Genomic DNA, 12,578 nt, shown 5'->3' on the forward strand with positions numbered 1-12,578 from the left:
TGCGTGGCGATGGGGGTAGCGCCGACTGTACGCCTCGCCTTTTCCGCTGACAAATTCACGATGGCGCCGCTTGCCATATCGGCTGCATATGGACTGCACTAAAAGGCCGCCATAAAAAAGCCCGCCGGTTGTCGCCGGCGGGCGGTTGGAAGGCGGGACGCCAGGGTTATTGCGGCTTCAGTTCATCCGAGCGGGTTTTCCACAGCGAGAACAGCACGCCGCCCAGGATCAGGCTGAAGGTCACGCCCAGCGAAATCGCGGGAGGCACCTTGCCGATGAAACCGACCAGGAAGATCTTCGTGCCGATGAACACCAGGACCAGAGCCAGCGCGTACTTCAGGTAATGGAAGCGGTGGATCATCGCCGCCAGGGCAAAGTACAGCGCACGCAGGCCCAGGATCGCGAAGATGTTGCTCGTGTACACGATGAACGGATCGGTCGTGATGGCGAAGATCGCGGGCACCGAGTCCACGGCAAACACCAGGTCGACAAACTCGATCAGCACCAGCGCCAGCAGTAGCGGCGTCGCATAACGCACCTTCTTGGACGTGGCCGGGTCAACCTCGGTCACCATGAACGCGTTGCCGCGCAGGTCGTCCGTGACACGCATGTGACGCTTGAGGAACTTCAGGATCGGATTCGTGGCGATGTCAGGCGTCTGGTCCGCGATCATCCACATCTTGATGCCCGTGAACACCAGGAACGCGCCAAACAGATACAGCAGCCAGCCGAAGTTGCTGACCAGGGCGGCGCCCAGGCCGATCATGGTGGCACGCAGCACGATCACACCCAGGATGCCCCAGAACAGCACCCGGTGCTGGTACTGGCGCGGGATCGCAAAGAAGCTGAAGATAAGCGCGATCACGAACACGTTGTCCATGGACAGCGATTTTTCGATCATGAAGCCCGTGTAGTAGGCCATGCCGCTTTCCGCGCCCATGTTCCACCAGACCCAGCCGCCGAACAGCACGGCCGCGGTGATGTAGCCGGCAGACAGCAACAGGCTTTCGCGCACGCCGATCTCGCGGTCTTCCTTGTGCAGCACGCCCAGGTCAAAGGCCAGGAGGCTGACGACGATACCGACAAAGAGCAGCCAGCTCCACGCCGGCGTGCCGAGAAAATCGGCGTTGAAGAAGGTGATCAGAGTGTCCATGGTTGACCCCGCTAGATTCGAAGGTGCCCATGATCCCGCTGTGCCTGGAATGGAGAAATCAGCCTGAAAGTGAGTTAAGGTTCGAAAAAACCGAAGTGAGCCGACACCCATGCTGAACTACCGCCACCTGTATTACTTCTGGATGGTTGCCAAGGAGGGCGGGTTTTCCCGCGCCGCCGAGCGCCTGGACATGGCCATCCAGACGATCAGCGCCCAGGTCCGCGAACTGGAAAAAAACCTGGGCCATCAGTTGCTCAAGCCAGCCGGGCGTGGCGTGGCGCTGACCGACGCCGGCCAGGCGGCGTTCGCCCGCGCCGAGGAGATCTTCCAGATCGGGCAAGTGCTGCCGCAGGAAGTGCGCGCGGCCGCCACCAAGCCCGTCGTGCGGCTGTCGGTGGGCCTGTCGGACGGCATCTCCAAGCTGGCGGCCCACGCCTTGCTGGGCCCCGTGCTGCACACGCCCGATCTGCACCTGACCTGCCATGAAGGCGAAGTGGAGGAGCTGCTGGGCGAGCTGGCGCGGCATCACCTGGATCTGGTGCTGGCCGGCCAGGGCGCCCCCGCCAACCCCAACCTGCGGCTGACCAGCGACCGCCTGGTGTCCTCGCCAGTGGACTGGTACGGCCCCGCCAAGCTGGTGCGCAAGTCGGACACGCTGGATTTTCCGCGCTGCCTGGAGCGGCTGCCGGTGCTGCTGCCCACGGGTCACTCGGTGCTGCGACAGACGCTGGACCGCTGGTTTGCCGAACAGAACGTGTATCCGAACGTGGTCGGCGAATTCGAGGACAGCGCGCTCATGTCGGTATTCGCGGCCCGCGGCCTGGGGGTGTTTCCCCTGAGCCGCCTGGGCGGGGACGACGTCGCGCTGTTGCGCGGCCTGCGGCCGCTGGCGCGCTGCGAGGACGTGCACGAGGAAATCCACGCCATCCGCAACCGCCGCGGCCAGCACCATCCCCTGGTCCGCGAGATTCTTTCCCAGGCCAAGACTTCGGTTTTATCTTAATGTTTCTCACATCCACTCTGGTTTTTCGGAAATAGAATCCCCGCTATCGTGGCGGTTCTTTTTGAGTCATCGGAGTACCACATCAATGAAGAAAATCATCTGGCTCGCTTTTGCCGTCCTCGCGGCGCTCTGGACCGGGCTGGTGGCGCTGACCCTGCAACTGACCGACTGGGTGCTGGCCACCATTGCCACGACGCAGGTGCCCGGCGCCGCCGTCGACACCTCGCAATGGGTTGCGCCGGCCTGGGCGGCCCCCTGGGTGGATCCGGCATGGCTGGAATCGCTGCAGGGCGGCCTGGTCTGGGCCGCGCAGGGTCTTAACCAGGTGCTGCCGTTCGCAGGCAGCCTCGGCACGCTGATCTCCGTGCTCGGCTGGATCTTCTGGGGCTTCATCATGGCCGGCCTGCTGGTGGTTGCCCTGATCCTGCACTGGCTGGCTGGCAAGCGCGAGCAGCAGGCCCCGGGGCGGCAAGTGGTGTAAAAAGGGGGCAGGCAACGCGCCGCCCGGTACGCTGCCCTTACCCGGAGCGTGCCGTGCTGTCTCGATCTACCCGCTGCCTGACCCTGCCGTTTTCGGCGCTGCTGGCCTGCGCCGGCGCGGCATCCGCCCAGGCAGCGTCTCCCCACGGCGTCGCGGTCTGCACCGTGACGGGAACATCGGGGCAGTACAGCGTGCGGGTGCGCAACACCAGCGACAGGACGCTCTCGCACGCCGACGTGGTGGGCGTGCACCTGGATGCCGCCGGCCAGGGCGGCGCGCAGGTCACCGTCAACCTGCAGGACGTGCCGCCCGGCAAATACAAGACCGCCGTGCTGGCGCGCCCTGGCGAATCCGCGGCGCTGGTCAGCATCGCCACCTACCAGACCATCGACGGCGTCGACACCCCCCAACAGGAACTCTACGCAGGCAAGGTCGCCCACGTCGCGCATGGCTCGGCCCTGCAATACACGTTGGCGCCGCTGGCCTTGCGCGGCTGGACGGTGGCCTATGGCACGGCGCAGAGTCCCAAGCTGGAACCCGGCAGCGCCGTGCTGCTGATCTATCCCGCCCGCACGGGCAAGACACGCGACGTCACGCGGCCCGACGCCGGGCGCGCGCCGGCGGACGTGGTGCCGCTTGCGCCCTGCCCCGCCGTTCGCGGGAACTGACTGCGGTCCTTGACCGCGATCACGTGCCGCTCAAGAGGTCGCGCTCGTTCAGGAGCGCATAGACGATCTCGGGCCGGTTATCGAAACCGCGCCGGATCGCGGCGGGCAGCGACGCCCGCGTCTTGCGGCACAGGCCGGGCAATTCTTCCAATTGAATCGAGATGCCGCGTGAGGTGCGCACCTCGTTTTCGCTGGGCGTGATGTGGATCACGATGCCAAGCTGAGCCTGGATGCGCCCCTGCATGGCCCGCAGGTCGTCCAGGCTGGTGATGTTTTCCAGCCGCGCGACCAGGCGTTTTTCTTCTTCCCGGGTCAGCCGCAGGACGCGCAGGTCGGAGGCCGGATTGGCCAGCAACCGGTCCCGGTCGCACACACAGGCGCCGGGAGGACATTCTTGGCGGATGGGAAACGGCAGGTTCATGGGGGACGGTGCGCCAGCCACGACGGCGCGGGGCGGTATCTTCCGGATTCTAACCAGGATGAACGACCGCCCGCCCACGCGCACTGCTCGTTTACCCGCAAGCGCGGGCCGCACCCGCCCCTTTTCCTCTACCAGTAATAGTTCATGCTCAGCATCGCCTCGCGCTCCATGCCGCGGAACGTGTAGGTGTAGTAACGCTTGTCGAATACGTTGTTCACGTTCAGGGCGATGCGGTAGCGCGGCGTTTCATAGGCGATGGCAACGTCGGCCAGCGTGAAGGCCGGGTTGTATTGCGTGGTGCCGTCCGCCGCGGTGTTCAGCGGCGCCTTGCCGCGATAGCGCAACCCGCCACCCAGCATCAGGCCCTGAACCTGCTGCGGCCGGTAATCCAGCCACAGGCTTGCCGTCTGACGCGCGGTCTGCGTGAGTTGGCGGCCCACGTCCTGCAGGCGGTTGCTCTTGGTCGTGCGCGGGTCGATGTAGGTGTAGCCGGCCATCACGCTGAGTTCACGCGAGAGCGGAAACTTGGCCTCCAGTTCGACGCCGGTGGAACGCACCTCGCCCGTCTGCACGCTGAATCGCGGATGGTCCGGATCCTGCGTTGTCACATTGGTCTGGCGGATGTCGAAGACGGCTGCGGTCAACAGCGCATCCGTGCCGGGCGGCTGGTACTTCACGCCGACTTCATACTGCTTGCCCTCGCGCGGCTTGAACGCCGTGCCGTCGAACTGCTTGCCCGTGATCGGATCGAACGCCGTCGAATAGCTGACGTACGGCGCCACCCCGTTGTCAAAGAGATAGAGCAGGCCCACGCTGCCGGTGGTGGCCGAGTCGCTGATGCGCGGTTGCGTGGTGCTGGTCTGGGTGGTGCGCACAAAGTCGCGGCGCAGGCTGACGTTGCCGACCCAATTGTTCCACTTGAGCTGGTTCAGCGTGTAGATGCCGGTCTGCTTCAGGTCCGTGCGCGACGGGTCCAACTCGGGATAATCGATGTTCTGGCCATAGACCGGCGCATAGATGTCCAGGTTGGGCACGTCCCAGCCAAAGCCCAGCGCATCGTTCTCCTTGTAGCGCAGGTAGTCCACGCCCAGCGCAAAGGTGTGCTGCAGGCCGCCCCACTTGAAGTCGCGAGACGCGCGGCTGTCCACGGCGAACGTCTTGCCGTTGGTGCGTTGGGCGAGGCTGCCGCGCGTGACCGTGCGCCGGTCATCCAGCAGGTCCATCGCGTAGATGTGCCGGTAGTCGATGTCGATCTCGGAATAGCGCAGGTTCTGGCGCAGACGCCAGCCGTTGTCCGTGTCGTGCTCGAAGGCGTAGCCGATGGACTTCGTGTCGCGGTCGAAGCGGTCGAAATCCGGATCACCCGCGGTGCGGCTGAGCGGCAGGTCGCCGATCTCCGGATAGGTATACAGATTGGGCCACCAGCTCTTGGGCGTCGCACGCTCCTTGGAGTATGTGCCCAGCAGGGTCACCCGGGTCTGGTTCGTGATGTTCCACAGGATCGAAGGCGCCACGGATATCCGGTCGTCGCGCGAACCGTCCGTACGGCCGTCGCTGTCGCGGCCCAGCACGTTCAGGCGATACAGCACCTTTCCTTCGCCGTCGAAAGCACCACCCAGGTCTGCCGTGAGCTGACGGCGGTTGTACGTGCCGTAGCTGGCGCCGACGCTGTTGACGTGATCCGCGGAGGGCCGCTTGGAGACCACGTTGATGACACCGCCCGGCCGCCCCTGGCCGAACAGCACCGACGCGGGCCCCTTCAGCACTTCGATGCTGTCGAGCTCTTCGATGTTGTCGTTCCAGGACGCATAGGTGCCGGTCGACAGCTGCTTCAAGCCGTCCTTGAAATAGGCGCTGCCGTCGCTGAAGCCGCGAATGACGGCGCCCGTCATCCGCGCATCGCTCGAGCCCGACACCTCCGTCTGCACGCCGGGCGTGTAGGCCAGCGCGCTTTCCAGGTTGCGCGGCGCCTGCACCTTCAACTGCTCCTGCGTCACGATCGACACCGAACGCGGCGTCTCGATCAGCGGCACGTCCAGCTTGCTGCTCTGGCTGGACAGGGCGACGTAGCTGTCCGCCGTTCCCACCGCCACGCCATGCACCGTCACCGGCTCGAGTTGCGCGGAGCCGCCGGACGGCGCGGTCAGGGATACATTGCGGCCATCCCGCTGGAAGGCAATGCCGGTGCCCGCGAGCAACCGGCGCAGCGCCTCGTCCGGCGTCAACTGTCCCGCTACCGCCGGCGCGGTGCGGCCGCGCACGGTCTCGGGCAGATAGAAGATCACCAGCGACGCCTGCTCGCCCAACTGCAGCAGGGCATCGCCCAGCGGCTGCGCCGTGATGCTGATCTGCACCGGCGCGGTCTGCGCCACCGCATCGTTGGGCATGGCACCCCACGCCAATGCCAGGGAAATCGCCAGCGCGCCGCCCGCGCCGTGCGCACCGCGCCTTGCGGCCTTACGCGCCGCTGCGCGCTGCTTAACTTGCTTGTCCATCATCAGAAGAAAATTCCGGTACAACTGCCCGCGCCGTGAGCGCCCGACACCCTTGGCCAAAGGTTGCTTCCAGGGTCGATCGGCCTCTCGCGTACGACCCCTTTCATCGGATAGACGCCGCAAGCCGGAAAAAACCGGAATGATTCTCGATAGAATATTTGAAACAAAATAATTCTGAACAGCGACGATCGCCCTTCCGCTTCTGAAAGCGGGAGTGGCCAGCAGCGGCGCTAGCGCGGCGCCAGGACTGCGCCGCCCCCCGCCGGATACAGCACGATCACCGGGGCGATGTGAGGCAGCACGTCCAGCACCGATTCGGGCTCGTCGATAGGCAGGGTGCCAGCCACGCGCAGCTGCGCAAGCTTGCGGTCGTCGATCCGCAACGGATTACGCAGATACCGGTTCAGCTCCGCCACCACCTGTGCCAGCGGCGTATCGCGGAACACGAGCCGGCCGCGCTGCCAGGCCGTGATCGCCGCCACGTTTTCCTGGTGCGGCGCATCCAGGGGCCCGCCGGGCGCGTAGCGCGCGGCGTAGCCTGCCGTCAGGTGGCGTGTGGTCCTGTTCCACCATGCGCCAGCGGATAACGCCACGCTGCCCTCGTCCACCGCCAGCGCCACGGCATCGCCCTCGCGCCGCACATTGAAACGCGTACCCGTTACCCGCACCTGTGCCGCCCCTGCTTTCACCGTAAAGGGCCGCGCCGCGTCCGGACTGACCGTGAACAACGCCTCGCCCGCCAGCAGTTCGACCTCGCGCCGGTCCGCGTACAGCGTCACCTGCAATTGCGTGTCGGTGTTCAGCTCCACCAGGGAGCCATCGGGCAAGGCCACGCGCTTGCGCTCGCCCCGCGCGGTCGCCAGCGATTGCGAGAAATCGGGCGACGGCGACCACAGCCGCGGGGCAATCACACCGGCAGCAAGCGTCAAGGCACAGGCCGCCGACAGCCCCGCGGCGAACCTGCGGCGGCCCGGCCGGGCGGACGCCTCGTCGGACCGCGCCAGGATCTCGCGCATCTCGTCTTGCGGCAGGCTATCCGCGACCCGCCACACGGCCAGCATCGCGCGGTACTGGCGCGCGTGTTCCGGGTCCGCCGCCAGCCACGCGTCGAACGCCCGACGTTCTGCCCCATCCAGCGCGCCCAGTCGCTCGCGCGCGAACCAGTGCGCCGCCTGGTCGCGCGGCGTCGCAGGCGTGCGGGAGGCGTCCGCGCGGGAATCAGTGCGGGGCATGATCTTGCAACCGGTCATGGATATGGGTCAGCGCGCGCTTCATGTGTTTTTCGACCATGCTCTGCGTCAACCCGAGTTTCTCGGCGATTTCGGCGTGGGTAAAGCCTTCGAGCTTGTTCCACAGGAACACCTGCTGGCATTTGAGGGGCAGCTCGGCCAGCGCCGACTTTAGCGCATCGGCAAGCTGCGCCGCGCGTATCGAGGACTCCGGATCCGCCTGGACGGGATGCTCGGCATCCGACAATGCATCCAGGCTCAGCACCTCGCGCCGCGACTGGCGGCGGAACTCGCCATTCAGACGGTTCTGGCTGGCGCCATACAGGTAGGCCTTCGGGTCCAGCACGGCGGATTCGCCATTGCGCAGCATGTTGGCCACGACGTCCTGCGCGGCATCCTCCGCGTCGTGCCGGCTCGTGCTGCGCCGTGTCCACGTCCCGATCAGCTCGCGGTAATGCGCGAGCCAACCTTTTTCGGAGGGCGGTGGACGGGACATGGAGAGCAGCAGAAAATCGCAGGCGGAAAGGGTCGCATTATCAATCATGATTCTCATTACGACAAATGAGACCTCGACGCCCTTTGCCGTAAGCTCCTGCCCTCGCCTTCTCTCCGGCATACGCCATGACATTTTCGATCTACCGATTTGCGACCCGCGCCGTGACGATTCTGGCCGCGCTGGTGCTGCTGGCGGCCTTTGCCCTGGCCGCGATTGGCCTGATGACCGGCGCACGCCACGCGGACGTGGCCGTCGTGCTGGGCAACAAGGTCGAACCCGGCGGCCAGCCTTCGCCGCGCCTGGCCGCGCGGCTGGACCGCGCCTACGACTGCTATGCCGCGTCGCAATGCCGCATTCTGTTCGTCAGCGGCGGCGTGGATCCGGCCGGCACGGACGAAGCCGCCGCCATGCGCGACTACCTGCTGGCGCGCGGCGTGCCCGCGGACCAAATCGTCGTCGACAGTGCGGGCGTGGACACGTGGGCCACCGCCCGTCACGCCAGCGCCTACATGCGCGAACACGGCTACACACGGGCCCTGGCCGTGACGCAGTATTTCCATGTGCCGCGCACGATGCTCGCGCTCAAGCGCCAGGGCGTGGCCGAGGTCAGCGGCGCTTATCCCGCATTTTTCGAAATGCGCGACCTCTATTCCGTTTTCCGTGAACTGCCCGCCGTGGCGCTGTATATTTTCCGGCCGCTATAAGGGCGAACCATCAGGGCGCATCCGCCCGCCTGATCCATCCAGGACTTCCCATCGTGCTGATCTTCCACAACCCCGTTCACAACAAACACAGCGGCCGCCACGAAATGTTCCGCGGCAAACTGGTGCCCTGCCATGAAACGCCGGCAAGGCTGGCGTTCGTGCTGGACGCGCTGCGCCAGCGCGGCATCGGCGAACTGCGCGTGCCCGGCAACCCGGACATGGATCTCATCAAACGGGTGCACACGCCGCGTTATGTGGATTTTCTGGCAAGCGCCTGGAACGAATGGGTGGCGCTGGATCCGGCCAATGCCGATATCGACGTGCTGCCGTCGATCTGGCCGGTGCGCGGATTTCGCCACGACATCGAGCCCACCAATTTCGCGGCGCGCGTGGGCCTGTTCTCATTCGATAGCGGCTGTCCGCTGACGGCCGGCACCTGGGAGGCAGCCACCGCGGGCGCCGCCTGCGCCATCGACGCCGCGCGCGCCGTATCCGCAGGCCAGGGCCCGCGCGCGGCGATGGCGTTGACCCGGCCGCCCGGCCATCACGCCGGCCCGGACTTCTTTGGCGGCTATTGCTTCCTGAACAACGCGGCCCTGGCGGCGCAGGCGCTGCGCGACGCGGGGGCACAACGCGTCGCGGTGCTGGACGTGGATTATCACCATGGCAATGGCACGCAAAGCATCTTCTATGACCGCAGCGACGTGCTCACCGTGTCGGTCCACGGCGATCCGACCACCGAGTATCCGTTCTATCTCGGCTACGCCGACGAACGCGGCGAAGGCGCGGGGCAAGGCTGCAACCTGAACCTGCCGCTGCCCGCCGGCAGCGACTTCGGGGCCTGGACGGCCGCCTTGCAGCAGGGGATAGACGCCGCGCGCGCGTTCAAGGCCGACGCGCTGGTCGTCGCGCTGGGCGTGGACACCTACGAAGGCGATCCGATTTCGAAGTTCAAGCTGAAAAGCGCCGACTATCTGCAGGTCGGTCAGATGCTGGCTGGGCTGGGGTTGCCCGTGGTGTTCACGATGGAGGGCGGCTATGCGGTCGCGGACGTGGGTGTCAACGTGGCGAATGTGCTGGAAGGGTATCTGGGCTGATTCGCCTGTAGGGTGTCCACCGCCTGTAAGGTGTCTGACACCCTATGCACACCGCGGCAAACCCGAGTCCATCTCCCCAGGGTGTCAGACACCGGTGAGAGACCGTCTGGAAGGTGTCTGACACCCTATGCACACCGCGGCAAACCCGAGACCGTCTCCCCAGGGCGTCAGACACCGCCGCAAAACCGCAGCACCCTTTTAATCGCGCGTCTCAAGCACCTTGTTGATCCGCAGCGCCAGCAGCGTGCACGCCACTCCCGACAGCAGGTACACGCTGACCGCCACCAGCCCGAATCGCGCGGACAGGCCCAACGCCACCACCGGCGCGAAGGCCGCCCCGACCAGCCATGCCATGTCGGACGTCAGCGCCGCGCCGGTATAGCGGAACCGGCGCGTGAAGTTGGCGGTGACCGTGCCCGACGCCTGGCCGTAGGACAGTCCCAGCAGCGCGAAGCCGATCAGAATGAACGCGTCCTGCGCCTTCGGCCCGCCGCCCAGCAGCCAGGGCGACACCACCGCAAATACGCCAATCAGCATGGCCAGCAGCCCCAGCGTCGTGCGCCGGCCGATGCGATCGGCCAGCCATCCGGAGGCGATCGTGCCCAGGATGCCGATCGCCGATCCAATGATCTGTACGATCAGCACATCCGAAATCTGTTGCGTGCCGCTGACAGCGATCCACGACAGCGGGAAAACGGTGACGAGGTGAAACAGTGCATAGCTGGCCAACGCGGCGAAGGCGCCGATGAAGAGGTTGTAGCCTTGCTGGCTGACGATTTCGCGGATGCTGATGGGTTCGAGTTCGCCCTCTTCAAGCAGCTGCGTGTATTCCTCGGTCACGACCAGCCGCAGCCGCGCGAACAGCGCCACCACGTTGATGGCAAACGCCACGAAGAACGGATAGCGCCAGCCCCACTCCAGAAAGTCCGACTGCGTGAGCGTCACGTGCAGATAAAGAAAAAGCGCGCTGGCCACCATGAACCCGACCGGCGCGCCCAGCTGTCCCATCATCGAATACCAGCCGCGGCGATTGGGCGGCGCGTTCAGCGCCAGCAGGGAAGGCAGGCCGTCCCACGATCCGCCGAACGCCAGCCCCTGCAGGCAGCGGAAGACGGCAAGCAAGGTGATCGCATGCACGCCGATGGATTCATAGCCCGGCAGAAACGCCATGCCCACGGTCGCGGTGCCCAATACGAACAAGGCAACGGTCAGCTTGGTGGCGCGGCCCCATCGGCGCTGAATCGCCATCGACACGGCCGTGCCGATGGGACGCATGATGAAGGCAAAGGAGAAGATGACGAAGGCCCAGAGCGTGCCTTCCAGCGGCGCTTCGAAGGGAAAGAACACCTTCGGAAAAACCAGAACGCAGGCGATGCCGAATACGAAGAAGTCGAAGTATTCCGAGGCGCGTCCCACCACCACGCCCACGGCGATCTCACCAGGCGCCACCTTGGCGTGGCTGGTCCCGCCGCTGATCGCCCCAGGTCCGGAAACGGGAGAGGGATGACCAGGATATTGCGTGGTGGTCGACATGGATTCGCTCGCAAAAAAAGGATCTGAATACGCCTTGTCTACGATCTTGCAACACACCTGCATGACAGTACGCGCATCATGCCGCACGCCGCAAGCCTTACGGCCCAGGACGGCTCCGCATGCGCGGCCGTGCATACTTTTGCTCTTTTTACCCTAGATTTTTCGCGGCTTCCAGCGTAGTGTTTCGTTTACTTCGCACGGTTACGTTTCGGGGTATGACTATGTCGTCCTTCGCAAGGCTTCGCGGATTGATCCTGTTTGCCGCCCTGCCGCTGCTTGCCGGGTGCAATGCGGTCTTGCTCTCGCCGTCGGGCGACGTGGCCGTGCAACAACGCAACCTGATCATCATCTCCACCGGCCTGATGCTTATCATCATCGTGCCGGTGATCATCCTGACCTTGCTGTTCGCATGGCGCTATCGCGCCAGCAACAAGGACGCGGCCTACGATCCCGACTGGAACCACTCCACCATGCTGGAGCTTCTGATCTGGGCCGCGCCGCTGCTCATCATCATCGCGCTCGGCGCCCTCACGTGGGTCAGCACCCATCAACTCGATCCCTACCGCCCGCTGGCGCGCCTGTCCGAAGGCCGCGAGGTGCCGCCCAACACCAAGCCTCTGGTCGTCGAAGTAGTGGCGCTGGACTGGAAGTGGCTGTTCCTCTATCCCGAGCAAGGCGTGGCGGCGGTAAACGAAATGGCCGCACCGGTGGATCGTCCCATCCAGTTCAAGATCACCTCGTCATCGGTCATGAATTCGTTCTTCGTGCCCGCGTTGGCCGGCCAGATCTACGCGATGCCCGGCATGCAGACCACGCTGCACGCGGTCATCAATCACCCCGGTGAATACGAGGGCCTGTCCGCCAACTACAGCGGATCGGGGTTTTCCGGCATGCGCTTTCGCTTCCATGGCCTGGACCAGAAAGGCTTTGACGACTGGGTCGGGCAGGCGCGCAAGTCGCAAGCCACGCTGGACCGCGCGGCGTACCTGAAACTTGAACAACCCAGCGAGCGCAACCCGGTGCAGCTTTACGCCACCGTTGCGCCGGGCCTGTTCGACGCCATCGTGAACCGCTGCGTCGAGCCCAACCGCATGTGCATGCGCGACGCGATGGCGATCGACGCGCAAGGCGGCGCCGGCATTCCGGGCGCGCATAACCTGACCACCCTGGATCCCCAGACGCGCGAGCGCCTGGGGCTCACGGACACGCCGCCGCGCAAGTACGTGGGCGCCATGTGCACGGCCTCCGAAGGTCTGGTGCTGTAGCGCGGCAGGTTTTTCGGCACGGCACGTGCGCCA

At 65.4% G+C, this 12,578-nt stretch carries 12 protein-coding genes; 6 read left to right on the forward strand and 6 right to left on the reverse strand.

The window, feature by feature from the left end; genetic code table 11:
- Positions 1–166: 166 nt before the first annotated feature.
- Positions 167–1,153, reverse strand: a complete 987-nt coding sequence (locus V6V88_RS21985; protein WP_062839718.1) for a TerC family protein — start codon at positions 1,151–1,153, stop codon at positions 167–169.
- Between the two features lie 109 nt (positions 1,154–1,262).
- On the opposite strand from V6V88_RS21985, the gene V6V88_RS21990 reads away from it, so the two are divergent.
- From V6V88_RS21990 to V6V88_RS22000, 3 genes are all read left to right on the forward strand, one after another.
- Positions 1,263–2,156, forward strand: coding sequence for a LysR family transcriptional regulator (locus V6V88_RS21990; RefSeq protein WP_062839719.1), 894 nt, complete (start codon positions 1,263–1,265; stop codon positions 2,154–2,156).
- An 85-nt stretch (positions 2,157–2,241) separates the two neighbouring features.
- Positions 2,242–2,637 (forward strand): hypothetical protein, encoded by a 396-nt coding sequence (locus V6V88_RS21995; RefSeq protein WP_062839720.1) that lies wholly within the window; start codon positions 2,242–2,244, stop codon positions 2,635–2,637.
- A 53-nt stretch (positions 2,638–2,690) separates the two neighbouring features.
- Positions 2,691–3,305: a hypothetical protein gene (locus V6V88_RS22000; RefSeq protein WP_338616339.1), complete on the forward strand. Its 615-nt coding sequence runs from the start codon at positions 2,691–2,693 to the stop codon at positions 3,303–3,305.
- Positions 3,306–3,324: 19 nt separating this feature from the next.
- Here the strand turns inward: V6V88_RS22000 and V6V88_RS22005 are convergent, their stop codons facing one another.
- From V6V88_RS22005 to V6V88_RS22020, 4 genes are all read right to left on the reverse strand, one after another.
- The gene (locus V6V88_RS22005; RefSeq protein WP_056326215.1) at positions 3,325–3,726 is read right to left on the reverse strand and encodes a hypothetical protein; all 402 of its coding nucleotides are present in this window, start codon (positions 3,724–3,726) and stop codon (positions 3,325–3,327) included.
- 128 nt (positions 3,727–3,854) lie between these two features.
- The gene (locus V6V88_RS22010; RefSeq protein ID WP_056326212.1) at positions 3,855–6,224 is read right to left on the reverse strand and encodes a TonB-dependent siderophore receptor; all 2,370 of its coding nucleotides are present in this window, start codon (positions 6,222–6,224) and stop codon (positions 3,855–3,857) included.
- 227 nt (positions 6,225–6,451) lie between these two features.
- Entirely contained in the window at positions 6,452–7,453 is a 1,002-nt protein-coding gene (locus tag V6V88_RS22015; RefSeq protein WP_223572609.1) for a FecR family protein, read from the reverse strand.
- Positions 7,440–7,994: a sigma-70 family RNA polymerase sigma factor gene (locus V6V88_RS22020; protein WP_223572610.1), complete on the reverse strand. Its 555-nt coding sequence runs from the start codon at positions 7,992–7,994 to the stop codon at positions 7,440–7,442. The genes V6V88_RS22015 and V6V88_RS22020 overlap by 14 nt, the downstream gene beginning before the upstream one ends.
- 77 nt (positions 7,995–8,071) lie before the next feature.
- On the opposite strand from V6V88_RS22020, the gene V6V88_RS22025 reads away from it, so the two are divergent.
- Both V6V88_RS22025 and V6V88_RS22030 read left to right on the forward strand, forming a co-directional pair.
- Positions 8,072–8,650 carry a YdcF family protein gene (locus tag V6V88_RS22025; RefSeq protein WP_280002575.1) on the forward strand — a complete coding sequence of 193 codons (579 nt, stop codon included), beginning with the start codon at positions 8,072–8,074 and terminating at the stop codon, positions 8,648–8,650.
- Between the two features lie 53 nt (positions 8,651–8,703).
- Entirely contained in the window at positions 8,704–9,747 is a 1,044-nt protein-coding gene (locus tag V6V88_RS22030; RefSeq protein WP_280002577.1) for a histone deacetylase family protein, read from the forward strand.
- A gap of 198 nt (positions 9,748–9,945) precedes the next feature.
- On the opposite strand, the gene V6V88_RS22035 is transcribed toward V6V88_RS22030, so the two are convergent.
- Positions 9,946–11,280 (reverse strand): MFS transporter, encoded by a 1,335-nt coding sequence (locus tag V6V88_RS22035; RefSeq protein ID WP_062839828.1) that lies wholly within the window; start codon positions 11,278–11,280, stop codon positions 9,946–9,948.
- Positions 11,281–11,501: 221 nt separating this feature from the next.
- Here V6V88_RS22035 and cyoA point away from each other — a divergent pair, with 221 nt between their 5' ends.
- Complete coding sequence (gene cyoA / locus V6V88_RS22040; protein WP_338616345.1) at positions 11,502–12,545, forward strand: ubiquinol oxidase subunit II; 1,044 nt, start codon at positions 11,502–11,504, stop codon at positions 12,543–12,545.
- The last annotated feature ends 33 nt before the right edge of the window (positions 12,546–12,578 follow it).

Source organism: Achromobacter sp. E1 (assembly GCF_037039475.1).
Lineage (GTDB): Bacteria > Pseudomonadota > Gammaproteobacteria > Burkholderiales > Burkholderiaceae_B > Achromobacter > Achromobacter mucicolens.